Here is a 25,528-nt window from a genome sequence, read left to right as displayed (position 1 = left end):
AATATACAAAAAGAGAGCGGTGTAGCAAGTGAAGGATCAACCTCAGACTCCAACTTACGGGGGACAAGCATTGATTGAGGGCGTTATGATGGGCAGTAAAGAACATACTGTATCCGCTATTCGCCGTAATGATGACTCAATTGAGTATTTCTATGTAAAAAAAGAAAAAAAACCAGTTCTTCAAAAATTGAAGAAAATTCCTTTCATTAGAGGAATTGTCGCAATTATTGAATCAGCAGCAAATGGCTCAAAGCATTTACAATTTGCCGGCGATCGTTATGATGTCAATCCAGGTGAAGAAGTTGAAGAAACAGCCGAAGAAGGTTCAAAGCTACAAATGATTTTAGGCGTCGCTGCTATCGGCGTACTTTCCTTTTTAATTGGTAAAATCATTTTCACGTTAATTCCTATTTTTTTAGCGCAGCTTTTCCATACTTGGCTTCCTAGTAAAACGGGGCAAATTCTTTTAGAAAGTGGCATTAAATTAATACTGCTACTTGTCTATATTTACTTTGTATCATTAACACCACTCATTAAGCGCGTATTCCAATACCACGGCTCCGAGCACAAGGTCATAAATTGTTTTGAAAACGGCCTACCATTAACAGTGGAAAATGTGCAAGCACAATCTCGCCTTCACTATCGTTGTGGTAGTAGCTTTATGCTATTTACAGTTATCGTTGGTATGTTCATTTATTTCCTAGTACCGACAGATCCATTCTGGCTACGAATTGTAAATCGTATTTTATTAATTCCAGTCGTACTTGGTGTGGCATTTGAAGTGCTACAATGGACAAATGCTTGTCGTAACATTCCAGTACTGCGCTATTTAGGCTATCCTGGTTTATGGCTACAATTACTAACAACAAAAGAACCAAAAGACGATCAAGTAGAAGTTGCAATCGCTTCTTTTAATAAATTACTAGAAATCGAAAAAGATCCAAAGAATATTACATTAAACTAGAAGAAAAACGCAGGTGAACTCAGTGAGATCCTCTGCGTTTTTCTTCTAATTACAAAAGTTACATATTATACTTTAAGAGTTATTTTGCACAATTATTAGAAAGAAGTAATTTCACTTGAAGGAGGCCCGTTTTATTGTTACTACACGAATTTTAATATTTTTTATCAGGTGTGTTGATTAGGGAAATATCAAGTGGTTTTTTACCGTTAAAATGGTTTTTTATGTTCAATATTAATGTATGTTACTCCCTTTTTTAGTTGATTAGAGAGGAGGGTGCTCGACTCCTGCGGGAAATGCAAGCGAACCGAGACCCTGCACGGAGCATAGCGGAGGAAGCGGCTCGGTGCTTGCCCGCGGAAATCAACCTACCACTTTAATAGTAATAGTTAAAATTGGTTAATCAACACGCCTGATATTTTATAAGTATTAACTTCCTATTTATATATGTTTTAAATAAAAGCAATCCCTATACTAAGTTTTTACAGCATAATTGTTTGAAAAAGCATATGGACGGACAAGATATTACGAGCGACATAAAAATCGCTGAGGATTCCAGCTATTCAGAGCCAAGGTATTTGATCAACACAGACTATTATCACAGCCAATATGTTCTGACAGTTAAGGATGAACAAAACATGCTGTATTAATGCGGGCTATATAGAGAAAGTAAAACTATCATTCAATTTTGTGAAAAGATCTATTTTGAGATGATGAAACAGACTCAACGTCTAGTAAGACAGTACATAGTGAAGATATTTTTGCTAGCGTTTATGATAATCGGCAATAAAAAAACTGTGCAAATTTTGCACAGTTTTATTTATTATTTTTGGCACGTAGCTTTTGAATGCCTTTTGTGGCGAAATACCCTACTAGCCAAAACACTAAAAAGTAAATGCCATAATCCCACGCAGAACTATTTAACACAGTAAATAGTATAATGACAAAAGCAATATAAGAAACCGCTAACGCAATCCATGGATTTATTTTATTTAACGCACAAGAAATCCCCTGTACTAAAAAGGCTAATGGAAAAACAACAACTAAGCTAAGGAAAAAAAAGGATTTGTTTGCCTCATCATCACCAAAAGCACCCGTTAAAGTCATTGCAATAACCCCTAACATCGCAAATGCCGGGAAAAATATACCTGCAATTTTATTACTCACAAAATCACTCCTAACAAATTGTTTTCATTTTATCATGAATGTTCTTCTAAGAGACGCTTAATAAGTAAATTGTTCAACAATTTATTTTAACAGTGGTCAATAATTCTCGATAATCATGTGGATGAAAGTCTGTTGCTTCGAACATACAAGTTGTGAGCCCGACTTTCTTCGCTGGAATTAAATCGAATGCTCTGTCTCCAATAGCTAAATCTAGATCATATTTTTCATGTAGATATTGATAAGAAGTTGGATCAGGCTTTCACGGATATCCATTTTCAACGCTGACAATTTCAATGAAGTATTTTTCAAATCCATAGTATTGGAGAATTTCTAATTTCATACAAAATAAAATGACTCCCTCGTCATCGATTGATGAATGGGGAGTCTTATTTATTATCGGGTTGAGTGAATTTAAAAAATGTAGCTTCAGCACTTAATCTGGATTCTATTAAGTTTACGCTCAACTTTTGGGGTTTTACGCGTGTTCAGAAGAGATTTACGCACGTTCAACATGATTTTACGCTCACAACGGATAATTACTCCAAATATAATATACTTCTATATTCAAAAAGTGTTTTCTATGTTCGAATTTATGTATTTTATGCTTATTCTGGATATTTTCATCAAATAAAAAGACTACTCCGCACTTTTCAAGTGTAGAGTAGTCTCCGTATCGGTAATTCGTGGTTTTAGTATTAAATTAGATATCCAGCTTAAAGGCCACATTTAAGTTGTGCACCGCAGTTTGTACATGTGTTGCAGCCGCCTAGTTCTTCGACTGTTCCTTTGCGACATACTGGGCATGTGTCACCGACTTCAGAGCCGATTGTGACGTTTGTTGAACGTAAGTCTTGAATTGTATCGATTAACACTACTGGACGTTTTTCAACTACTACTTCTTCTTGTAGTGTGTCTTCATCCATAACGTTTTCTTCTGCTTTTAATGTTAGTACTTGTGAATCACGACTACCATCTACATAAACTGTACCGCCTTTAGCGCCACCATTGTACAAGCGTTCGTACACTTGTTGTACTTGCTCTACAGTGTAACCGCGTGGTGCGTTTACTGTTTTAGAAATTGAGCTGTCGATCCAGCGTTGGATAATACATTGCACATCTGCATGTGCTTCTGGTGCTAATTCCATTGCAGTCACAAACCATTCAGGAAGGTTTGCTTCATCTGCACCCGGATTAGCAGCTAAGTATTCTTGTACAATATCTGCTTTCACTTCAATGAATTTACCAAGACGGCCACTGCGGTAGTAAGTAAATGAGAAGTATGGTTCTAGACCGGTAGATACGCCAACCATTGTTCCTGTTGAACCTGTAGGAGCTACAGTTAGTAAGTGAGAGTTACGTATACCGCCCTCAAGTACTGCTTCACGAATATGTTCAGGCATTTTTTGCATGAAGCCTGTTTCTATAAAACGTTTGCGAAGTGCAGCTGTTTCAGCTTCAGTTTCACCTGTTAAGAATGGGAAGCTACCGCGTTCTTTTGCAAGTTCAGTAGATGCTTCATAAGCCGTCGTTGCAATCGTTTTGAAGATTTCATCAACTAAGATATTACCTTCTTCAGAGCCATATTCTTTTTCACAATAGATTAGTAAATCAGCCATTCCCATGACACCTAGTCCTACACGACGTTCACCTAATGCTTGTACTTGGTTTTCGTCAAGGAAGTACGGTGTTGCATCAATGACGTTATCTTGCATACGTACGCCAACACGTACTGTTTCTTTTAATGCTTCAAAGTCAACTGTTTTCGTATCCTTTTGAGCGAATTGCGCTAAGTTTACAGCTGCTAAGTTACAAACTGAGTATGGTGCAAGTGGTTGTTCGCCACATGGATTTGTCGCTACAACTTTTTGACCATATGCTTTTGCATTTGTCATGTCGTTCGCATTATCGATGAAGAAAATACCTGGTTCTGCTGAGTACGTTGCACAAATATTGATTAAATTCCAAAGCTCACGTGCTTTCACTTTACGGAAAGTGCGTACAGCATGTCCCATTTCAGCCCATTCACGAACATCACCAACTTCGTGCCATGTATCGTTATAAACTTTCATTTCTTCAGCATTATATGATTCGACTGCTGGGAAGCGTAAATCAAATTCAGCATCAGCTTCTACAGCTTCCATAAATTCATTTGTAATTGTAACAGAAATATTCGCTCCCGTTAGGAATTCAGAGTTGTGTACACTGAATGTTCCGCCGTCGCGTAATTTCGTTTCAGCATCGCGAATAATCGCGTCGTTAAAGCCACCCATGCCAGGGATTGTCTTATAGTTAGTAATACCTTGGTACATCGCTTCTTCTTGAAGTGATAAAGGTTTGAATTTTAGTTTTTCTTGTGCTAGACGTTGGATTGTTTCATCCGTTGTATTTTCGATTAAGAAACGTAAAATACGAGGATTTTGCATTTTTGAAATAATAAATTCAATAATGTCTGGATGCCAATCGGCTAACATAATCATTTGTGCTAATTATATTTGATAATCCGCTACGACTATACTCTTTATGTCACCATAAAGTTTAGACCATATCTTACATCTTTGTAGATGTCCTCGCACTTCGGAATCGCTTGATCCCTACTCTACTCACTTCCACTCATTACGAGCGTGTTTTCGATGGTCGTTGAACCTTTCCCATTTGACAGGGGCTTGGATGCTGATTGTCTTTTTCCACCTGTTGTTTTCAAGCATTCACGCCTACTGTTTCCAGTTACGTTGTAGCCAACAAGTCAACTATGATCTTTTCTATTTGTTCAAAATGGCTTGTAAATCGACCTTGTTTGTTATGCGGTAGTTTAAATCGGCATATTTCACAATTTTGAACAACCTTTGCATCATAGGGTTGCATAACTAAACACCTCATTTAGTTATTATTACCGAAAGAGTTTCCAGCAGTTCACGAGGTTTGTTAACGCAGAAGCACACATGCAATTACTAAATTGCTCTACCTCTGCGTGATCCACCTTGTTCAACAAGATGAGTCAACTTAGCAATATCATCTAACCAAGAAACAGATCCTGATGATTTACCGTTAACACCACGAGCTAGCGTGTTTCGAGGGCGTAATGTAGAACCATTTGTACCTACACCACCACCGCGACTCATAATTTCCATTACTTGTTTGCGGTGATCACTGATGCCTTCGCGAGAATCGGCTACAAACGGCATTACGTAACAGTTAAAGTACGTAACATCTGTTCCTGCTCCTGCTCCGTAAATTACTCGGCCAGCGGGTATGAAGTTTAACTTCACTAACTGCTCGTAGAACTTCTCAAACCATTCTTGGCGTTTTTCTGCTGTTTTTTCAACGGCTGCAAGGCCAGTTGCATTACGTTTAGCAATTTGTTCGTAAAAAACTTCTAGAGGCTTTTCAATAACTTCTAAAGAACGTGTGACAATTCCTGATTGTTGTTCGTCATCATCATCAATTGCACTTCTATAATCTGCTTCAATCAGCACTTCTGCTGTTTTCTTTTCTACATTAATTGAAACGATATAACCAAGACCACGTGCTGGGAATTTAGGGTCAGCTTTGACCGTTAACACAACAAAATCTCCTGCTTTTAGCGTTTTCTTTTCCGTATCTTTAAAAGAATAACGGTCGATCATGACTAAGCGAGACACACCTTTATGTGTTAATTGCATGTCCTCTGTGATGGCATGAACTTGTGGAAATTGTTGAATATCATTGTTTAATTGTTGTACATTAATCGTCTGATTATGATGCTGTGAAGCAAGTACCATTATCATTCGCCTCCCTATCTAAATCGATCCCTAAACACAATATATAGTGTTTGTTCAAGACAATACGATACTATATATTGATAAGAAAAGCAAATAAGGAGATTTCGCCCAAAATGTTGATGTAGCAACATTGGAAGCGGTTTTTCGGTTTTCATGAAACTAAAATAAGCCGAAAAGACTATTACCTTTTAAAATTCCAATCGTCACTTTCATAACGAGTTTTTGCTAAATTATTAACAAAATCCAACTGCTCCTCCGTCAACGTGTACGGCACTAATTCAATATCTAGTCCATCCTCAAATCCTTTATGGAAAGCACTGATACATGTTTCCACATCAACCGCTTTTTTAGCTAGTTGATTAATCGCTACTGCTTTTTGTGGTAAATGTTTGCGCATACGCTCTTTTGAAGCTTCTGATGGGAATTTGAAAAGAGAGATCAATTTTTCATCATCAAGGTCAATTAAAATTGCTCCGTGTTGTAAAATGACACCTTCTTGACGCGTTTGTGCACTACCTGCAACCTTTTTACCTTCTACAACTAACTCATACCAACTTGGGGTATCAAAACAAACCGCACTCTTTGGTTTTTTCAAATCTGCGCGTTGTGCCTCTGAGTCTGGTACTGAGAAATACGCGTCTAATCCTAAATTACGGAAGCCTTGCAATAAACCTTCACTTAAAACGCGATAAGCTTCTGTCACTGTCTTAGGCATATTTGGATAATCCTCAGCGACAATGATGCTATATGTTAATTCATGTTCATGTAAAACTGCACGGCCTCCAGTCGGGCGACGCACAAACCCTACATTCAATTTATGTAATTGTTCAAAATCAATATCTTTTTCTGCACGTTGAAAATAACCAATAGAAAGTGTTGCTGGATTCCATTCGTAAAATCGTATTACAGGTGGAATTAAACCTTTACTATGCCAATGTAGGAGCGCTTCATCTAATGCCATATTAAATGCAGGGCTACAAGGACCTGAATTTATAAAATACCATGTTGTTTTCATTTGGTCTCCTCCTTATAATCAACTTATCTATTTTAACAAACTCATTGGACTATCGCTAGATGTTCTTTTATAATATTACTGTAGATAGAAAGGGGAAAGTCGATTTGAGTTGGTTATATACATTAGCGATTATTTTATTTGTGGTCATTGTATACGCATTAGTAAACGCACTTCGTTTCAAAAAAGCCGTAACAAGTTTAACACAAGAGGAATTCATTGAAGGTTATCGTAAAGCACAATTAATCGATGTGCGTGAGACAAAGGAATTTGACGGAGGTCATATTCTAGGGGCTCGTAACCTTCCATCTTCACAACTTCGCCAACGCTACAAAGAAATTCGCCCGGACAAACCTGTTTACTTGTATTGCCAAAATGCAGGACGTAGTGCACGTGCTGCTATGTTATTAAAGAAAAAAGGCTATGATCAAGTATTCCAATTACAAGGTGGATACAAAAATTGGACAGGCAAAATCAAATCGAAGTAATTTGATGGTGTTGCTCATAAAAGAGAGTCATTTCTATTAAAATCAGAGATGACTCTCTTTTTTCGAAACTTTTCAAACTGTAGGACATATAAATAGCAACCCCTATAAAGGAGGATATAATGGCAAAATTCTTATATACATTTCATGAAGATCTACGACAAGATATCCCAAACTACGCAGATGTATCGGAAGTCTTTGAACGCATCTCGAAAAAATTAAATGAGGTACATCCTGCAGATTTTCGTGGTGTTACCGTTGAGCTAAATAATTCACAGTTTCACCATCATTTACTCGAAATGATGGACAAAGAATTAATTCGCTACGAAAATTTAAGTTACATATACGCGGCATTGCCTAGTATTGTGCTAAATTCCGTTTCAGAAGATCAACTTGATAATCAGTTAAAATTAGTTAAAACATTTAGTAATGCCCTAATCTACTTCCCTGATTATGAAGTAGCGATTACACATATCCCAGTGTACCGCTCCGATTCGGAATGGCCAGAGTTTTTCTATTTTACAACAAGCGCCGAAAAAATGATGACTTTTATCGAAGCGATTCAAGAGCAGCTACGACAAATGCTCATGGAAACAGTCACTTACTTAGTTGATGTACAAGACAGTATTAAGCGCCGTAGCTACGGTGAAGGTATACAAATCACAAGAGATGATGTCTTATTAGAATCTTCTCTTAAACGCGAAATATTCCGCTCTATCGATGAATTTTTCAAAGAAGATGGCGATTTCTTCAAGCATTATGGTCTCCCTTATAAAAGAGGTATTTTATTATACGGCTCACCTGGCAATGGCAAGACGACGCTTGTAAAGTCCATTACAGGCTCTGTAACAGCTCCTGTCGTGTACTGGCAAATTACTGAGCATACATCAAGTGAATCGATTGAAGAGGTATTCCGCATGGTGACAAGCCTTGCTCCAGCGATACTCGTCATTGAAGATATCGACTCTATGCCAGAGTATACGCGTTCTGTCTTTTTAAATACATTAGACGGAGCACAATCACGTGAAGGTATTTTCTTAATCGGTACAACCAATTATCCAGACCGGATTGACCCTGCTTTAATTAACCGTGCAGGCCGCTTTGACCGAGCGTATGAGATTATGAATCCATCGACTAAAATTCGAGCTACTTATTTACGTAAATTAGATATTCAGCACATCTTCACAGAAGATGAGTTAATGGACGCAGCTAAGCTCTCAAAAGAACTTTCTATTTCACAGCTCAACGAACTATATATGTCCGTTGCCCTCAACTGGCATTACGACAAACAACTCGATTACGCAAAATGTATTAAAGATTTACAAAAACAGCGTAAAAACGCTATACGTAATGAATGGGAAGACTGCGAAGTGAATATTGGATTTTAACGACAAACACCCCTTAGAGAGTTATTTCATTCTCCAAGGGGTGTTTTATTCGTAAAGAGTTTCCGAAAAACGGACAATTCATTATATACTGTTTTTTACTTATTCAGTTTCACTTTTTTGCTTGTTTATTTCTTGTAAAATTTGTCTATTCGTTAAACCTCGCTCATGTAGCAAATCATAGACAATCTTTTTCTCATATGCCATTAGTTCCTTTGTAGGCGCATCAGGAGCGAAATAAATCAATGTATTGTTCTCTTGCATTTGTTTCACGTACAATTCAGAAATCAATTCATCTGTTGTATATTTTTGATAATCTTCATGTAAAGATTCAAGTAAATCATTTTTAGCATTATTTATATCATTAATACTTTTAAAGTAAGCCATGGAAACTCCCCTTTTTCACTCGTTGATTCATAATATTTTTATGTTAGCATAGCAATTTTAAAGACATCTGTCTATGATGAAGCGATTATTTTCCATAACTACCATGTTTTTTTCGACATTTAACAACTTTTTTCTTACATAGCATGAGAAAACCTCTAGCGTTTTGCTAGAGGTTCACTTTATAGAAATGTATTTATACTTCTACAGTTTCCTTTTGGTAACGTAATACTGGGTTACGAGCAGCTCTTGTTTCATCAAGACGGCCAATAACAGTTGTATGAGGCGCCTCTTGTACTACTTCTGGTGTTTCTTCTACTTCTTTCGCAATTTGAATCATTGCGTCACAGAAAGCGTCTAGTGTCTCTTTTGATTCTGTTTCAGTTGGTTCAATCATTAAACCTTCTTCCACATTTAATGGGAAGTAAGTTGTTGGTGGATGGTAGCCAAAGTCTAACAGTCGTTTTGCCATATCAAGTGTACGAGCACCCAGTTTTTTCTGGCGGCTTCCACTTAATACGAACTCATGCTTACAATGACGATTGTATGGTAGATCAAAGTATGGCTCTAATCTTCTCATCATATAGTTTGCATTAATTACTGCATTTTCAGTTACTGTTTTAAGACCATCTGGACCCATTGAACGGATATAAGCATATGCACGAACATTAATACCAAAGTTACCGTAGAATGGTTTCACACGACCGATTGATTGTGGACGCTCGTAATCGAAGTGATATCCTTCTTCTGTTTTCACCAGAACTGGTTTTGGAAGGAATGGAATCAAGTCTGCTTTAACGCCGACTGGACCTGAACCAGGACCACCACCACCGTGAGGACCAGTGAATGTTTTGTGTAAGTTTAGGTGAACACAGTCAAAGCCCATGTCGCCAGGGCGTGCTTTAGACATTACCGCATTCAAGTTAGCACCATCGTAATATACTTTACCTCCAACTTCGTGGACGATTGCAGCGATATCAAGAATATGTTCCTCGAATAGACCTAATGTATTTGGGTTAGTCAGCATAAGTGCTGCTGTATCATCTCCAACTAGACGGCGTAAATCTTCTAGGTCTACTAGTCCGTTTTCATCAGATTTTACAGTAACAGTATCAAAACCGGCAACAGTTGCTGATGCTGGGTTCGTACCATGAGCTGAGTCTGGAACAAGTACTTTTGTACGTTGGAAATCACCGTTTGCTTCATGGAATGCACGGATCATCATTAAAGCTGTCCATTCACCATGCGCACCAGCTGCTGGTTGAAGCGTTACTTCGTCCATACCAGTGATTTCGATTAAATGCTCTTGTAAATCATACATTAAGCCAAGTGCACCTTGTACAGTAGCTTCGTCTTGTAATGGATGAATATTAGCGAACCCTGCAAAACGTGCAATTGCTTCATTAATTTTCGGATTATATTTCATCGTACATGAACCTAGTGGATAGAAACCTGAATCGACACCGTGGTTACGGCGAGAAAGCGCAGTGTAGTGACGCATAATATCAAGTTCTGATACTTCAGGAAGTTCCGCTTCTTCTGTACGAATAAATTCGCTCGGTAAGATGGCACCTAAATCTACTGCTGGTACATCAAGTTCTGATAAGCTATAGCCAATACGACCTTCTGTAGAAAGTTCAAAAATTAGTGGTTGATTGTCATTATGCATGGAGAGCCCCCATTTCTTGCACAAGTGCATCGATTTCTTCTTTTGTACGTTGTTCTGTTACAGCGATTAATGCGTGGTTTTCAAGAGCTGCATCTACTTTACCTAAGTCAAAGCCACCAATGATACCTTTTTCAAAAAGTCCTTTATTAATAGTAGAAACAGATGTATTGCATTTCACAACGATTTCGTTGAAATGTGCGCCTTTGAAAACGACAGTGAAGCCTGCTTTTTCGAAAGCTTCTTTTGCATAATGCGTTTTTAGAATATTTTGAGTAGCCATTTCTTGTACACCTTTTTTACCAAGAGCTGTCATAGCAACTGCAGCTGCAAGAGCGTTTAACGCTTGGTTTGAACAAATATTAGAAGTCGCTTTTTCACGACGAATATGCTGCTCACGTGCTTGTAATGTTAAGACATAACCACGACGACCTTCATCATCAATTGTTTCACCAATTAAACGACCTGGCACTTTACGCATCAATTTTTTTGTTACAGCGAAATAGCCACAGTGTGGTCCGCCAAAGCTTTCTGGAATACCAAATGGTTGTGCATCCCCAACAGTAATATCAGCGCCCATTTTACCTGGAGGCGTTAAAATACCAAGTGCTAATGGGTTAGAAGATACAACGCATAATCCTTTTGCTTCGTGAATAACATCTGCAATTGCTTGCACATTTTCTACTTGACCATAGAAGTTAGGATATTGAACCAATACAGCAGCTGTATCTGCATCGATTAATTCTTGTAACGCAGCAAGGTCTGTTACACCATCTTTTAGAGGAACATTTACAACTTCAATCGATTGACCAGCTGCATATGTCTTAACTACATCATGAGAGATTGGGTGAACCGCACCAGAAACTAATAGCTTTTTGCGACGCGTATGTGCCGCTGCAAGCATACCCGCTTCAGCAAGAGCTGTACCACCATCATACATAGATGAGTTCGCTAAATCCATGCCAGTTAACTCCGCAATCATTGTTTGGAATTCGAAAATGGCTTGTAATTCACCTTGTGAAATTTCAGGTTGGTAAGGTGTATAAGCTGTATAGAATTCTGAACGTGAAATAACATGATCGACGATAACAGGTTTATAGTGATCATAAACTCCAGCACCTAAAAATGATGCATAATCATCGCTATTGGCATTTTCTTTAGAAAGTTGTGCTAACTCTTTTAACAATGCTGATTCTGATTTTGCAGGTTTAATGTTGTAATTTCCTTTAAAACGAACTTTTTCTGGGATGTCTGAGAATAATTCATCAACAGTAGAAACGCCAATTACGTTTAGCATTTCTTTTTGATCTTGCTCAGTCATAGGTAAGTACCGATGCTTCATTCGAAAAAACCCTCTCTTCATAAAAGATTATTTTTGGCGTTTATAAAATGGTGTTGCAGTAGTAACTACTTTTAAACGGCGGTTACGAATTTCAATTTCCAACTCTTGATCAAGCTCCGCGAATTCACGATCAATTAATACAAGACCAACATTACGTTTAGCAAGTGGTAATTGAGTACCAGTTGTTACTTCACCGATTTGTGTATCACCTTTAAATATAGGATATCCGTGACGTGGAATACCTTTATCAATCATTTCGATACCTATGCTCTTACGTGGTACACCATTTTCTTTTTGATCTTGTAATACCGATTTGCCAACGAAATCTTCTTCTTTGTTTAATTTCACAACGAAGTTAATACCAGCTTCTAGTGGTGAAATATCTTTTGATAATTCTTGGCCGTAAAGTGGTAAGCAAGATTCGAAGCGTAATGTGTCACGTGATCCTAAACCACATGGTAAAACGCCTTCAGCTTCCCCAGCTGTTAAAATTTTGCCCCATAAAGCAATAATTGCTTCAGGTGCTGCGTAAATTTCAAAGCCGTCTTCACCTGTGTAACCAGTGCGTGAAATAAGCGTGTCATATCCCGCAATCATTACATTTTGTTCTAAACGGAATGGCTTAATGTTATGTAATTGTACTTCTGTTAACGTTTGTAATACTTTTTCAGCAAGTGGTCCTTGTAACGCTAATTGACCGAACTCATTAGACGCGTTTGTTACTTTCACATCTCCTGAAACAAGCTGCAGCATCCATTCATAATCTTTTTCAATATTTGATGCATTGACGATTAATAAATATCGTTCTTCTGCCAGTTTATAAATGAGCAAGTCATCTACAACGCCGCCATTTTCATAGCACATTGCAGTATATTGAGTTTGGTTGATGGCAATTTTCGATACGTCATTAGTGACTAGTTTTTGCAAATACGCCAAACTTTCTGAACCTTCAACGAAGATTTCACCCATATGGGATACATCAAATAGTCCTGCTTTTGTGCGGACCGCTTCATGCTCCGCTTTAATAGAAGAAAATTGAACAGGTAATTCCCAACCACCAAAATCAATTGTTTTTCCACCATACTTCGAATACTCTTCGAATAAAGGTGTTCTTTTTAATTCGTTAGTCATTAATTTTCCTCCTCATTTGTTTAGGACATAAAAAAATGGACAGAGAAATCCCTTTAAAAGGAATCTCTGTCCATGCACCTGAAAGTTTAACCTAAACGGCTGTCCTCTTTGGTGGCTGTAATCCATACAGCTCTCTCCAGAGTTGCGTCCCGCACGAGTCTTTTTGCCTGAGAGATTCATAACAATTGTTATTTGCTCCTTCGGCGACGTCTCAAGACGTTCTCTCCCCGTACAATCATCCGCCCAAGATTGAATCTTGGCACTATTTCCATGTCAATGTTCTATAACAACACGTCTCGTCTATATCCTAACATTGAATAGGTGTTGCGTGCAATATTTTTTGTAAAATAGTTTATAAACGAACGTTATAGAGTGTTATGTTTATTTTCATTCGCCTTTGAGTCTTTTTATTTGAAAAGCTGCATATTCTACAATTTGTTTTAAAGAACGGCCTTCTGTACGAATTGTAATATGTGTTGCCTCTCGATAATATTTTCGACGTTGATAAAATAAATCCTCTAATTCTTGTTTTGTAGAACGTTGCACGATTGGACGATTTTTGTCTTTATGGATTCTCTTCCAAATATCCGGAAAAGTCGCATCTAAAAAGAGGACTAGCCCTGTTTTACGCATTATTTTACGATTTTGGGGATTCATTGCAACACCACCACCCGTGGAAATGATGCAAAATTCATCTCGGAAATTGCGTAAAAAATCCGTCTCAATTTGACGAAAGCGCTCTTCTCCATACTTTTCAAATATTTCAGGAATCGTCATTTTCTCTCTTCTGACAATTTCTTGGTCCATATCATAGTAAGGCATTTTCAGATAATAGCTTAAACGCTTACCAATCGCACTTTTACCACTACCCATAAATCCTACTAAATATACTTTTCTCATCTTTTCACCTTCTCATCAACGACGACTGTTACTCTGTGCTATTTTCAATTTCTTGTATTTTATTTATAGTAGCACGAACATACGCTGATTCCAATGAATTATAAGTTCGAAAATGAGATTCATACGACATGACGGTTCCCAAAAGGTAACTCGAGCAAAAAAACAATAGGATCATCGCTACTGGAAGGAGCATACCTTTTTCACCCTTCAACATACGTAATGACAAAATCTTTCTCCTTTCGTAAGCCATCTTTAAACAACACTTTTGTCGTTAACGTAGTACGATCATCGCTAAAATAAAACTGAATTTCATAAACATTCATAAGCATCGCCTCATTCCCTTGCATTTCTTTTTGCATCCGTACTACCGCATTCGAATTTCTAATGCTAAGATATCGATCATCCTTGACGATGTGTAAACTAACACTCAACCCTATTTCAACAGATTCAACATCTACCAAATACGTTTGTAAGTCATACGTAAACAGTTCCCACTCAAGTTCTTGCCTCTGGTAAAATGAACGGTTTGTATCTTCATACCATGGATAGAAGAGTACAAATAACTGCGAAAATAACAATAGAACCATTAGCTGAAGAAGTGCATCTACTAACGTATAACCTGAGCGATTTTCTCTTAGATGTTTTACGGCCGAATACATTTTTGCTGTTGTCCTTTTAAATTCTCATAAAATACACACACTTCATTGTTTGTGAAGTACCACTTATACGTCCTATTTTCAATCGTTCGGCTTCCTTGAAACTGTTCGTCATTTACGACCCGCACGGCAGCTTGGTATGCCGTTTCTGCTGCATACATCGATGTTTTCTTTTCGCTCAACGTACCCTTTAACATTTGCAAAGCTGGTAGTAGCGTGCCGAATACTGTAATCACAATAACTAAAGTAAGTAATGTTTCGGGTAATGAATTGCCTTTTTCATTCCACAATTTTCATCCTCCCTTTAACAATATTTATAATGAGCGACTTTTTTCCAGTTGGTGTCGCAAAAGCCAATGTACCGAAACTTGAAAAAACACCTTTATTATTAATTTTGATCAATTGTAATGTACTTGAATAACTCAATTCGACACCCTCTGGTAGTTCACGTGTAAAATAATAATGCCGCAAATTAGGAATTGCACTATTATTTTGACTCGCCACACCACCCATACCTACCATCGTATATGCCCTATATTTCTTTCCTTCGTCAAAAAACTCCAGATACGAATAAACTTCGTTTCCTATCGATTCACTTTGAGTATGTTCAATATCAAGCATCAATTGATAAAGAAACTGATTGATCATTCTTTCATCAAGCTTTGCTTTGCCTACAGCAATACTAAGTGAACAAACGACAATCGTTATAGCGAGTACAATTAATAATTCGACGAACGTAAAACCGGCCTCTTTGTTATTCATCTATTATAGAAACAGCCCCATCAATAATTTGAATCTTCTTCCCAGAACATGCATTATCATCTTTCTTTAAATATTTTGCATCCCTCAACACATCAATTGTTGCAGGATAACTTTTTTCGTCAATGCGATAAGCTTCAACTTGTCCCTGCACCATACTGACATATGCTTTACACCCCTTATCATCCACCGTGCTAAAATGCTTTGTGACATTCGGTATCGCAATTAAAATCAGCACAGTGATGATAAATAAGACGATTAGCATTTCGATCAAAGTGAAGGCCTTCTCTTGTTTTAATAAATGCATTTTGCTTCTCCCTTCTTACACCATTTCCATCATTTCGTACATCGGTAATAAAATTGCCAAATAAGCGCCTAAAATACAAAGCGCAATAATACAAAAAAGTAACGGTTGAACAATTGCTAGCAATTTAGTCATGTTCGTTTCGGTCCTATCAGTCAGAAAATCACTATAGATTTGGAGCTCTCTACCAAGGTTTCCACCCTCTTCGCCGTGCACAATATACACATTAAAGCCCTTTTGAAAAATCTTCATCTGGTTGACTGCTGTCGATAGTGATTCACCAAAAATAACCCGCCCACGAATTTTACCTGCTATTTCCGCCATGAACGGTTGGAGATCCTGTTGCTTTAAAATACTTAAACTGTCTTGCATTGATAGGCCACTTTCTAAAAGCCCTCCTAATTCATACGCAAACTGCCGTGTCAATTGGAGACGAAACCATCTGCAAAGTATAGGTATTTTCAAATACACGATCATTTGGTAATCTACTTCTTTTTTACTAATCGTTTTCCAAGTAAAAAAAGCAAAGAGGATACTTACACACGCAGCGATAATTAAGACGTCTGGGATGTGCAAGAAAAATGATGATAAGGTAAGCTTTGACATATTAACATCACCTTCTCTTGAAAGCATCATAGACGACATATTCGGCAAAAAGTATGTTCGAAAAGCGAAAAAGAGCATGACTAAAAAGACAAACAAAATTGCAGGATATGCCATTAACTTTTGCAGTCTTTTTTGCGTTTCTTCTTTCGTCTTCATTTGCCTTGCAATGGTATCAAGTGCTCGTACAACACGTCCTTGCTGTTCTGCCACATGCACGGTCATTAAATAGTTTTTTTGAAAGCCAAGCAATTGGAGGATTTCACTCATATTAGAGCCACTCCGGAACTTTTCCTCTATTAATGATTCCACTTCCGATACTTCTTCAACATGATGTGGTAATAACATCGATAAGGCGTTTCGAAATGTATAGCCTTCTTCTAATAACACACTCATCTTTTTCAAAAAGGAGGCTTGCTCCTTAATCTTAGGTAGGATTTGCTTCTTTTTTTTACTAAACCGTTGAAACTTGAGCTGTAATTGCACCCAGCCTCACCCCTTCTTTCATTTGCCCTTCTAAAGAAAGTTCAAATGGTAGTGTGAAATTTTGTCCGGACTTTACATGTTCAACAGCTTTTGCTAAATTACCATCGGCTAATATTTCATAAATGGCCGCGAATTTTTCTTCATCTTGGGCGATTGCTTTTTTTACTAACCGTTGCGCCACAACTCCGATTACTGTTTGCCTTAGCTCTTCTAAAGAAACGCCCAAATCTAATAAACGGAATAAACATCCAAATGTATCCCTTGAGTGGATTGTTGTTAAAACGAGATGCCCTGTTAATGCAGCTTCAATGGCAATTTTAGCGGTTTCCTGATCACGAATTTCACCAATCATAATTATGTCAGGAGAATGTCTTAAAATTGCTTTCAATCCGCTAGCGTATGTGACACCTGCCCTCTCATTTACCTGAATTTGCAGTAAATTCGATTGATTATTTTCCACTGGGTCTTCTAGGGATATGACGTGCTTTTTTAGTTCATTGGAGCAATAATGGATAAGCGAGTATAATGATGTGGATTTGCCACATCCGGTCGGCCCAGTGAAAAATAAAATCCCTTGTCTTTTTTTCACTAATTTCAATAAATGGTTTGCTGATTCTTTAAAAAAACTTAGGGAAGAAAGTGGAATAGCATGATCCTGTAACATAATACGAATGACTAAGCTTTCCCTTATGAAAACGGAAGGTAGGGTTGATACACGAAACGCAATCGACTGTTCATTTAAAACTTGTTGAAATGAACCGCTTTGAGGTCTACGTTTATCACTAATATCTAAAGAGGAGAGAAATTTAAAGTAGGAAATCATACGATCGCCTAATTCCAGGGGAAGTTGACCAGCAGATACGAGCTGACCATATTTTCGAAAGTATAGTAGATAATCATTTTTATTCGGCATTAAATGTAAGTCGGATGCACCAAAATGTATTGCCTTTAACAATAAATGCACACTTTTCTGCTCCACAACCGTCTCAGTAAATGACATATATCCTCCTTTCTACCACGACGAATAACGACCGCTCCTTATCCGTTAGCAAAATTATACATTGGAAAAGAAAGAAAATATATACAAATCATCAAAGTAATATTTTACATTCTTAAAAAAGGCCAAAGTCGAATTTCAAGGCTTTTTAGCTACGTAAAAAGCAGTTTTATCCAACTTAAACCTAGTAATCTTTAACTATTTTACATTATTCTACTTAATTATTTTAAATTTATCAGATTTTAGACTGGTACATATGAATTATTGATTTATAATAAAGATAACTATATAGGAGGTGGAGCACTTTCATGTTGCATCCATTAAAAATTACAAGTACATTGGCAGATGAAACTAGATTCTCTATTTATCAATATATGTTACAAGAAAAAGAATCTTTCTCAGTTCAAAATATTGCCGACCATTTCTCCATTCATCCAAACGTAGCTCGCCTACATTTGACTAAATTAACCGAGATTGAAGTAATTACATCTGAATATGAAAAAACTGGCAAAGGCGGGCGTCCAGGTAGAATATACAAAGCGATTTCAAACGGACTATCCCTTTCCTTCCCTCAACGCAATTATGAGGAGATGTTACAATGGGTATTAGAAATTATTGTAGAGCTAGGTGACGATGCTGCAGTAGTTGGTCAAACGATTTGTTACAAAAAAGGTGTCGAGCAAATCCAAACAATACTATCAACTCGAAAGAAGGATAAAAATCAAATTTCATTTGATGAGCGTATAGAGATCATTACGGAAGCTGCTGCATTAATCGGCTACGTTCCGGTAATTCACGATAAACCAGAAGGGAAAACGATTGATTTTGCAGTATACAACTGCCCTTACCATAGCCAAATCGAAAAACACGCATCAGTCGTTTGTGATTTACATGAGTCTTTCTTAAAAGGTCAATTTGAGTATTTATTTAATGTAAAAGATTTTGTACAAGTGGATAGTATGGTCAAAAGTTGTAAAAACTGCACTTATCATATAGATATTTAATTTTCTACACTGCTTTGTCACAAAGTTAGGCGAAGTTGCGGTTTACATGTTGGTTTCAAATCATTTATAATGGATAAGAGATTATTGTGTCGTCGCAAAAGGAGGGAATCATACATGGATAATATGTATAAAGTAATGGGCTTCTGGACAGGGATTTTCGCAGTTATGTTTTATTTAGGTGGTATGACAGAAGCTTCACTATTATTCTTAGCTAACACAGGGTTTTTCCTTCTATTAGGATTCTTAAACCTTACAGAACGTATGTATATGTACATTTTCGGTGCTTACTTAACAGTATTCTTCGCTGGTTTCACGTACTATACTACATTCATTCATGTTGCAGGCGCTGGACATTAATAGTAATAAAAGAGACAGTCACACGGCTGTCTTTTTTATTTTTCCTTTTTTCACTATTGACACCATGTAAACACTTGGTATAATACTAATTGTAGCTTAACTTAATCCCTCTCCATTATATATGGTGAGAAACATCCCCTAGATGAAGAAGATCCATATCTTCTAACCAAAGAGGCATCCATAGCCTCTTTTTTTTATGCTTAAATGCTGAAGCGGCCCGTCTAGCCCCGACAAGCGTTGGAGTCTTCGAATCAAAAGCATCACTTTAGCTTTTGTCCGAGAAGACGGAAACGACCTCGAGGGGCTGGCCGCTGAAGCTGGATATCTTATCTTAATGCTGAAGGCGCTCGTTAAACGGCGACAAGCTTTGTATATAGGAACACTGTCTAAGAAAGCCTACATTCTATGGCAACGACTGCGTGACCCGCATCGTGCGGCCCAGATTCAAAGTCATCTTTTCAGACTTTGACCGAGAGAACGGAAACAACCCCGAGCCGTTACGTTAGCGCCTGGAGCTGGCTATCTTATCTAAATACTCAAAATCTTCATCTAACTTTTAAACTTATACCAAAAACATTGATAACCTCAAAAATTACATTCCAATTTCCACTATAAAATATACATACCGTTCACTGAGTCCTTCCTCATGTATTAATGAGCATTTTTTCATTGCAAAAACCTTTTATTTGTATATAATTAAACAAAAGATACATTTGTTTACTTTTCTAACAAGTAAGTGGAGGGATTATAATATGCTATCTGTAGAATGTACAAGATTTAGAGTAAAAAAAGGAGCATCTGAAAAAGTAACAGAATGGTTACAGTTTCTTAATGATCATTTAGATGATGTACTCGTCACTTTAGAAGCTGAAAAAATGTACGTTGAAACTATTTTTCGTGAAGTTTTAAATGGCGAAGAATATTTATACTGGTATTCGGTACGTGGACAAGGTGGAATAGATGTCGAAGAATCCACTCATTGGATTGATATAAAACATTTAGAGTACTGGGACGAATGTATAGACCCTACTTTCAAGCCCGTTGATTTATCAACAGAAGTCGTAATGATTCCCAACAAAATTCAAAGCTATATGAATTGAAGCCAATCATCTTGAAATAAATACAAAATGTGTAGAGATAAGAAAATTGTTTAATTTTGATCCTAGAAATACAATAACCTCCGTCTTTTAAATTAGACAAAGGTTATTAAAGTTATTTAAAAATGATTTGTTATCTTAGAACATACGAGATTTGAAAACAATAAAGTTGTTTTCAAATCTCGTATTGCGGTTTTTCACCTGTACTTTTAAACGACTTAATTATTTTTGAACCTCTTTATAATAAATGTAACAACTTTATTATAAATGTAACAACTTTATTATTCGTTAACATAAAGAAATAAGAATCGACTTGTCTATAATATTAAGCATAAAGTAGCTAAACGAATATTCTTTAAAAACCCCTCTCTTTACTTAAATAGAAATATATTATATTAAAATAATATATTGAATGGAGAGGTTATTTTGAAATCAAAAATGATTATAGGGAGTATTTTAACGCTTGCATTATTAAGTACTAATATCAATACATATGCATTCGCTCAAGAAGGCGAAGAATTAAGAAGTGCTAAACTATTAATTCAAGAAAAATTCAATAAAACAGAAATGGAAGCACATGATGCAGTAACTTCAATGCAAAATAATGATATGACTGATGAAGATATCTTAAAATGGGCTCACTCAATGCAAGAAGGTACATCTGAGCAATATGAACAGGCTGCGAGAGAAAAAATGCAAGAGCAACAGCAAGTTCAGCTATTGGAGAAAAAGGAAATATTATAATTGATGCAAGAGATGGTAGTAATAGTTCTAGTAATTCTTACTGGTCAGTTGGTCATCGTGCGTTAGTTTCTAAAAATACAAATTATACAATAGAATCTTTTGCGCTGGACTGGTCACCTAAAGGGAGAATTGTTGGAGGAGAGCAGAAAACTGGACCTGAGATGTACCATAATCGAAGGGGAAATATGAAAAAGGATGTCTATCTTCTAAAAGTTAAAGGGAAATCTGAAGGAGCTTATAAATATGCAAGGGCTCAAGTGGATGCCAACAAACCCTATAGTTATCAGTTCCTTAACAAGCGTAGAACTAGTCATTTTTATTGTTCATCATTGGTATGGAGAGCTTGGTTAGAGCAAGGTATCGATGTTGATTATATTACGATTGATACAGTTGTTACGCCAATGGAAATACTTAAGTCTAATAATACTATTATTCTATAAGTATAGTATAAATAACTAAAGATATAAAATAGGAGATAATGATGAAGAAATATAAATGGTTGTACATTATCGGTGTTTTTTTAATTGTGATTGCAGCAGCAGGCTATTTTTTACCACGCCTTCTTCTTAACATTGCGTATTCCCCTTATTTAGAGGAGAAAGAGGTGCCACTCGTAGAAAACCTACCCAAAGCAACTGACTCATTAGAGATGAAAAATGGCAAATATTTATTAGCCTTTTCGGAATTAAAAAGTCTCAGTGATTCCGATACAGGAGCTTTTTACGTTATTGATGAAGCAGGTCGTTTTTTATCGCAAAGCGTCAAGCAAGATTTATCGGAGCCAATTGGTATGACGACAGCCCACGATAAAGCGTATGTCGTTGATAACCGCTCTCTACAGCGTTCATCAATCGACTTGAAAACAGGTAAGTTTGAGTAAATTAATATAAATAAACAATCGAGTAATTCCTTTTCACTTTATTCGAATAATGATTACGTTATTTATGACATTGCACAGAGTCTAAATGACAGTGAAATAAATGCTTTTAATTTAGCAAATGGGGAGCACCTATCAAGAACGGTCGTTAAAATGCCTTTATCCACCTACTTAACGATGACCTTTGCTGTCATTCAATAAATAAAGTTATTGAAAAAATAACCATTTTGCTAATAGGGTAATAATCGCTACATAAGGTTTTGTTTCTATTATATAAAAAATAGCCAGCTAATCGCGTTTCAACACTGCGATTAGCTGGCTACGTTATTTTAAAGGGAAAGTTTATTTCGTTTCTTGATCGAGCTCGGCAACTGTGTCTAAATAATAAAGTCATTTATTTTTGATACGGTAAAAACAATAACCTTCCATTCATACAATAGGTGGAAGGTTATTAAAGGTGTTTAATTTAAATCTCGAAATTTTTTAATAATGCGCCCTTACTTTCAATAATTGAACGATTTTAATTCAACTTTCAGCCGATTCCATTTGTATCTTTTAATCGCCCAAATAATAATATTCCCCAAAGTAAAATAATAAATAAATCCAAAATCTGTATCCATTTAGAATCAATGCCTAAAACTACATAAAGCAAAAAGCTAATAATCATCAAAGTTAATATGATACCTAACAATACTTGCTGCTTTACACTCATTTTGGTCCTATCTGTATGATTTTCTTTGTTCATTTTAAACACCTCCGGAAATTGCTCCTTTATCAAAGATTCAATTACCAAATTATATATATAAATATTATAAACGATATTCAAAGAGCCCGATACTCGAACTTTTGAGTGAAGGGCTTTTTGAAACATCTTTATTATCTTTTAAATGACTATATTATTCTGAAACAAATTTATTATTCGTGAATACAAAAAAATAAAAATACGATTATCGTACCTGATAATCGTATTCTTATTGATTAAAGTCACAAAAATCTATACCAGTCATGGAAATTTCTCCTTGGGTCATAAAAAACACCTATGAGTTACTACAGTTCCCTCTTGAGTCATAATAGCCAATTCCAGTCATCAAAGTTTCTCCTTGAGTCATAAAAGTTCACCTATGAGTTACTACAGTTCCCTCTTGGGTCATAATAGCCAATTCCCCTGTCATCAAAGCCCCAAATCTAATATCCACCATCAACCACAAAAAACTGACCTCCGCATTTCTACGAAGATCAGCTGCTAATTCCACATAACTCACAAAAATCCGTTCAAAAATGGATTCTGCTCCATCTCAGTTCCAACAGTAGTCGCATCGCCATGACCAGGATAGACGATCAAATCCTCATCTAATGATAATAACTGGTCGTGAATGGATTTCAATAATACTTTTTCATTGCCGCCAAGTAAATCTGTACGGCCTACACTACCTTGGAATAATGTATCTCCCACTATTGCAAAACCTTCATCTTTGAATATAAATGAAACACTTCCCGGTGAATGCCCCGGTGTATGCACAATATCAAATGTAAAAGTTCCAATAGTTAACTCCTGCGGTTTATCTAGCAAGTGGTCTGCAGGGCGCACTGTAATATTCGGCAATTCAGCATAACGTCCAGAACCGTTTTTCATCGGATCGAGTAACCAATTCGTTTCTGCCTTGTGCAAATAAACGGGTACTTCAAAAACAGCTCTCACTGCATCTACAGCACCGATATGATCAAAATGGGCATGTGTTAGCAAAATGGCTAATGGACGCAAATTCAGTGCTCTTAATTGCTGTACAAGCTGTTCTCCTTCACTACCCGGGTCAAAAATAAGACATTCTTTCTGCTTGTTCGAAACAATATAGCAATTTGTTTGAACAGGTCCTAATGTATATGTACGAATATTTAACATTCTTATCACCTCCACTATATTATACAGATTCCTTTCCGAAATGAAATACATACAATGACTTCATTCGTTCATATAAACGTCATTTTTTATCCTCGACAAACTTCCTAATTAGTTTTACAATAGAAGAGGAATATTGTTTGCGACATTCATTTTCTGATGTCGAAAGGAGTGTCTATATTGAACTTATTAATGGTTATTCTCGGCCTAGTAGCAATCTTAGCTCTAGTTGGCACTGTACAATCTATTAAAGAAAAAAGCATTCTAGGAATTGCTTTTAACTTTGCAACATTTGCAGTGTTTGGATGGTTTGTAGTTATGACTGTCTTACATCAAGGTTACCCGCCAGCCCTTGTTCACTAATCAAAAGTGGGACAAAAAAAGCTGTGGTTTCATACCACAGCTTTTTTTATGTCTTCTATTCAAGTGTTAACCATTGTTTACTGTTGTAAGGTTCAAAGGATATGGCTTGTTCTAATTCATTACCATATAAACAAAGCGATCCTTTCGGTGAACAATTGATCATCGCAAAATCATCAAGCGTTACCAATTCTTCTACTTTATCCCCTGAAATTTTCATCAACTTAAATTTCCCTGAATAATTATCCATCAAGCCACCTTCAGTTGGTACAATAGCCATCATCGATTGATCCTCTAACCAAATTAAATCTGGTACAAACCATTGTGAATAATTACTTAATGCAGGTGCTTGCCAAGTTGCTTCCTTATTTTTATTCTTTAATAAATAAGAAAACTGTTCTGTTTCAAAATCAATTTGAACTGTTAATCTAGCATCCTTGTCCGTATCTAAATAGACAATTTTCTTCAAATCAGTCGGATGTTCCTGACCGTTTTTCCAATTCAATTCCATCATAGTACCGCCATTTAGCTGACGTGCTGCCCATCGGTTATAAAGTAGAATATCATCGGATTGCCAAAGTAAAAACGGGTTGCTTGGATCAATCTTATGCAACGTTTCTTGTTCACCTTCATAGACATAACATTGGTACGAAAAATCCCCCTGAAATGCTGTAAAGGCGACTAATTGAGGATTGGAAGGATTCCATATAATCGATAATTCAGAGGATGGAATATCGATATTATGAAGGATGGTCCCTTTCAACGAAATTATCTTAACCGTTGCAGATGAGGAGTTTACGGAAGAATGAACGATAATCTGCTTTTTAGAAGGGTGGATCATTACTTGAATGATTTGATCCGCTTCTGTATAAATCGTCTCTTTTTCACCAGTAAATAAATTGTAAGATACTAGGTGGAAATTATCAGACTCATATGCTACATATAAAATCGTTGTTTCTGACAAAAAGCCAACAATACTATGTAAGTTTTCTGTTTTCATAGAATAGTCCAGAACATCTGTCGCAACCTTTTTTGGTTCGATTTCTTCAGAGTTCTTTAATTCCGCATCTGAATCTGGTTTCGGTTCTTCATTCTTATTACACCCAACTAGAAAAATGGCACAAGTGAGGACTAGATACACGATTGTCTTTTTCATATTGTGCCTCCTCTTCACCTACATCTATTATACGATTATA

General features: G+C 36.6%; 26 protein-coding genes, 2 pseudogenes and 2 riboswitches. Of the genes and pseudogenes, 10 read left to right on the top strand and 18 right to left on the bottom strand.

Going from position 1 to position 25,528, the window contains the following annotated elements; translation table 11 throughout:
- The first annotated feature begins 85 nt into the window (after positions 1 to 85).
- On the top strand, positions 86 to 964 hold the full coding sequence (locus JFL43_RS03935) for a DUF1385 domain-containing protein (RefSeq protein ID WP_200748214.1): 879 nt from the start codon (positions 86 to 88) through the stop codon (positions 962 to 964).
- An 813-nt stretch (positions 965 to 1,777) separates the two neighbouring features.
- On the opposite strand, the gene JFL43_RS03930 is transcribed toward JFL43_RS03935, so the two are convergent.
- The 4 genes and pseudogenes from JFL43_RS03930 to JFL43_RS03915 all read right to left on the bottom strand — a co-directional run bounded on the left by JFL43_RS03930 (position 1,778) and on the right by JFL43_RS03915 (position 6,901).
- Positions 1,778 to 2,128, bottom strand: coding sequence for a hypothetical protein (locus tag JFL43_RS03930; RefSeq protein ID WP_200748030.1), 351 nt, complete (start codon positions 2,126 to 2,128; stop codon positions 1,778 to 1,780).
- A 713-nt stretch (positions 2,129 to 2,841) separates the two neighbouring features.
- Positions 2,842 to 4,611, bottom strand: a pseudogene (locus tag JFL43_RS03925) (vitamin B12-dependent ribonucleotide reductase); the annotation flags it as partial.
- Between the two features lie 477 nt (positions 4,612 to 5,088).
- A pseudogene (locus JFL43_RS03920) lies at positions 5,089 to 5,892 on the bottom strand (ribonucleotide reductase N-terminal alpha domain-containing protein); the annotation flags it as partial.
- A 175-nt stretch (positions 5,893 to 6,067) separates the two neighbouring features.
- Complete coding sequence (locus tag JFL43_RS03915; protein WP_100797931.1) at positions 6,068 to 6,901, bottom strand: lipoate--protein ligase family protein; 834 nt, start codon at positions 6,899 to 6,901, stop codon at positions 6,068 to 6,070.
- Positions 6,902 to 7,005: 104 nt separating this feature from the next.
- Between JFL43_RS03915 and JFL43_RS03910 the strand changes: the two genes are divergently transcribed.
- Together JFL43_RS03910 and JFL43_RS03905 are read left to right on the top strand one after the other, a co-directional pair.
- Positions 7,006 to 7,386: a rhodanese-like domain-containing protein gene (locus JFL43_RS03910; protein ID WP_200748029.1), complete on the top strand. Its 381-nt coding sequence runs from the start codon at positions 7,006 to 7,008 to the stop codon at positions 7,384 to 7,386.
- Between the two features lie 116 nt (positions 7,387 to 7,502).
- Positions 7,503 to 8,771: an ATP-binding protein gene (locus tag JFL43_RS03905; protein WP_407701957.1), complete on the top strand. Its 1,269-nt coding sequence runs from the start codon at positions 7,503 to 7,505 to the stop codon at positions 8,769 to 8,771.
- A gap of 99 nt (positions 8,772 to 8,870) precedes the next feature.
- On the opposite strand, the gene JFL43_RS03900 is transcribed toward JFL43_RS03905, so the two are convergent.
- The 11 genes from JFL43_RS03900 to comGA form a co-directional block, all read right to left on the bottom strand.
- Positions 8,871 to 9,155 (bottom strand): hypothetical protein, encoded by a 285-nt coding sequence (locus tag JFL43_RS03900; RefSeq protein ID WP_100797934.1) that lies wholly within the window; start codon positions 9,153 to 9,155, stop codon positions 8,871 to 8,873.
- Positions 9,156 to 9,348: 193 nt separating this feature from the next.
- Positions 9,349 to 10,821 carry an aminomethyl-transferring glycine dehydrogenase subunit GcvPB gene (gcvPB, locus tag JFL43_RS03895; protein WP_200748027.1) on the bottom strand — a complete coding sequence of 491 codons (1,473 nt, stop codon included), beginning with the start codon at positions 10,819 to 10,821 and terminating at the stop codon, positions 9,349 to 9,351.
- Complete coding sequence (gene gcvPA, locus JFL43_RS03890) at positions 10,814 to 12,160, bottom strand: aminomethyl-transferring glycine dehydrogenase subunit GcvPA (RefSeq protein ID WP_200748026.1); 1,347 nt, start codon at positions 12,158 to 12,160, stop codon at positions 10,814 to 10,816. Before gcvPA ends, gcvPB begins: the two co-directional genes overlap by 8 nt.
- 27 nt (positions 12,161 to 12,187) lie before the next feature.
- Positions 12,188 to 13,291 (bottom strand): glycine cleavage system aminomethyltransferase GcvT, encoded by a 1,104-nt coding sequence (gene gcvT, locus JFL43_RS03885; RefSeq protein WP_200748025.1) that lies wholly within the window; start codon positions 13,289 to 13,291, stop codon positions 12,188 to 12,190.
- Positions 13,292 to 13,355: 64 nt separating this feature from the next.
- Positions 13,356 to 13,433, bottom strand: a riboswitch (glycine riboswitch).
- A 3-nt stretch (positions 13,434 to 13,436) separates the two neighbouring features.
- Positions 13,437 to 13,530: riboswitch (glycine riboswitch) on the bottom strand.
- Positions 13,531 to 13,678: 148 nt separating this feature from the next.
- Positions 13,679 to 14,191 carry a shikimate kinase gene (locus JFL43_RS03880; protein WP_100797938.1) on the bottom strand — a complete coding sequence of 171 codons (513 nt, stop codon included), beginning with the start codon at positions 14,189 to 14,191 and terminating at the stop codon, positions 13,679 to 13,681.
- Between the two features lie 200 nt (positions 14,192 to 14,391).
- Positions 14,392 to 14,850: a competence type IV pilus minor pilin ComGF gene (gene comGF, locus JFL43_RS03875; protein ID WP_100797939.1), complete on the bottom strand. Its 459-nt coding sequence runs from the start codon at positions 14,848 to 14,850 to the stop codon at positions 14,392 to 14,394.
- Positions 14,835 to 15,137: a hypothetical protein gene (locus tag JFL43_RS03870; protein WP_100797940.1), complete on the bottom strand. Its 303-nt coding sequence runs from the start codon at positions 15,135 to 15,137 to the stop codon at positions 14,835 to 14,837. Before JFL43_RS03870 ends, comGF begins: the two co-directional genes overlap by 16 nt.
- Positions 15,127 to 15,609 (bottom strand): type II secretion system protein, encoded by a 483-nt coding sequence (locus tag JFL43_RS03865; protein WP_200748024.1) that lies wholly within the window; start codon positions 15,607 to 15,609, stop codon positions 15,127 to 15,129. The genes JFL43_RS03870 and JFL43_RS03865 overlap by 11 nt, the downstream gene beginning before the upstream one ends.
- Positions 15,602 to 15,913: a competence type IV pilus major pilin ComGC gene (gene comGC / locus JFL43_RS03860; protein WP_100797942.1), complete on the bottom strand. Its 312-nt coding sequence runs from the start codon at positions 15,911 to 15,913 to the stop codon at positions 15,602 to 15,604. Before comGC ends, JFL43_RS03865 begins: the two co-directional genes overlap by 8 nt.
- 15 nt (positions 15,914 to 15,928) lie before the next feature.
- The gene (gene comGB, locus JFL43_RS03855; RefSeq protein ID WP_325166629.1) at positions 15,929 to 16,999 is read right to left on the bottom strand and encodes a competence type IV pilus assembly protein ComGB; all 1,071 of its coding nucleotides are present in this window, start codon (positions 16,997 to 16,999) and stop codon (positions 15,929 to 15,931) included.
- Positions 16,968 to 17,999 (bottom strand): competence type IV pilus ATPase ComGA, encoded by a 1,032-nt coding sequence (comGA, locus tag JFL43_RS03850; RefSeq protein ID WP_200748022.1) that lies wholly within the window; start codon positions 17,997 to 17,999, stop codon positions 16,968 to 16,970. The genes comGB and comGA overlap by 32 nt, the downstream gene beginning before the upstream one ends.
- Positions 18,000 to 18,304: 305 nt before the next feature.
- On the opposite strand from comGA, the gene JFL43_RS03845 reads away from it, so the two are divergent.
- From JFL43_RS03845 to JFL43_RS03820, 6 genes are all read left to right on the top strand, one after another.
- Positions 18,305 to 19,000 (top strand): helix-turn-helix transcriptional regulator, encoded by a 696-nt coding sequence (locus JFL43_RS03845; protein ID WP_200748021.1) that lies wholly within the window; start codon positions 18,305 to 18,307, stop codon positions 18,998 to 19,000.
- A gap of 114 nt (positions 19,001 to 19,114) precedes the next feature.
- Positions 19,115 to 19,357 carry a DUF2626 family protein gene (locus tag JFL43_RS03840; RefSeq protein ID WP_200748020.1) on the top strand — a complete coding sequence of 81 codons (243 nt, stop codon included), beginning with the start codon at positions 19,115 to 19,117 and terminating at the stop codon, positions 19,355 to 19,357.
- Positions 19,358 to 20,109: 752 nt separating this feature from the next.
- The gene (locus tag JFL43_RS03835) at positions 20,110 to 20,457 is read left to right on the top strand and encodes a DUF6176 family protein (protein ID WP_200748019.1); all 348 of its coding nucleotides are present in this window, start codon (positions 20,110 to 20,112) and stop codon (positions 20,455 to 20,457) included.
- Positions 20,458 to 20,880: 423 nt separating this feature from the next.
- Complete coding sequence (locus tag JFL43_RS03830; protein WP_200748018.1) at positions 20,881 to 21,198, top strand: hypothetical protein; 318 nt, start codon at positions 20,881 to 20,883, stop codon at positions 21,196 to 21,198.
- A gap of 185 nt (positions 21,199 to 21,383) precedes the next feature.
- Complete coding sequence (locus tag JFL43_RS03825; RefSeq protein WP_200748017.1) at positions 21,384 to 21,638, top strand: hypothetical protein; 255 nt, start codon at positions 21,384 to 21,386, stop codon at positions 21,636 to 21,638.
- A 38-nt stretch (positions 21,639 to 21,676) separates the two neighbouring features.
- On the top strand, positions 21,677 to 22,078 hold the full coding sequence (locus JFL43_RS03820) for a hypothetical protein (protein WP_200748016.1): 402 nt from the start codon (positions 21,677 to 21,679) through the stop codon (positions 22,076 to 22,078).
- A 529-nt stretch (positions 22,079 to 22,607) separates the two neighbouring features.
- On the opposite strand, the gene JFL43_RS03815 is transcribed toward JFL43_RS03820, so the two are convergent.
- Complete coding sequence (locus tag JFL43_RS03815) at positions 22,608 to 22,820, bottom strand: hypothetical protein (protein ID WP_200748015.1); 213 nt, start codon at positions 22,818 to 22,820, stop codon at positions 22,608 to 22,610.
- A 513-nt stretch (positions 22,821 to 23,333) separates the two neighbouring features.
- Positions 23,334 to 23,975, bottom strand: a complete 642-nt coding sequence (locus tag JFL43_RS03810) for an MBL fold metallo-hydrolase (RefSeq protein ID WP_200748014.1) — start codon at positions 23,973 to 23,975, stop codon at positions 23,334 to 23,336.
- Positions 23,976 to 24,152: 177 nt separating this feature from the next.
- On the opposite strand from JFL43_RS03810, the gene JFL43_RS03805 reads away from it, so the two are divergent.
- Positions 24,153 to 24,335: a DUF2759 domain-containing protein gene (locus JFL43_RS03805; RefSeq protein ID WP_100794230.1), complete on the top strand. Its 183-nt coding sequence runs from the start codon at positions 24,153 to 24,155 to the stop codon at positions 24,333 to 24,335.
- 55 nt (positions 24,336 to 24,390) lie between these two features.
- Here JFL43_RS03805 and JFL43_RS03800 read toward each other — a convergent pair whose 3' ends face one another.
- Positions 24,391 to 25,488, bottom strand: coding sequence for a YqgU-like beta propeller domain-containing protein (locus tag JFL43_RS03800; RefSeq protein ID WP_200748013.1), 1,098 nt, complete (start codon positions 25,486 to 25,488; stop codon positions 24,391 to 24,393).
- Positions 25,489 to 25,528: the final 40 nt, after the last annotated feature.

It is taken from the genome of Viridibacillus soli (assembly GCF_016612995.1).
GTDB lineage: Bacteria > Bacillota > Bacilli > Bacillales_A > Planococcaceae > Viridibacillus > Viridibacillus soli.
This window is presented reverse-complemented; position numbering and strand designations above follow the sequence as displayed.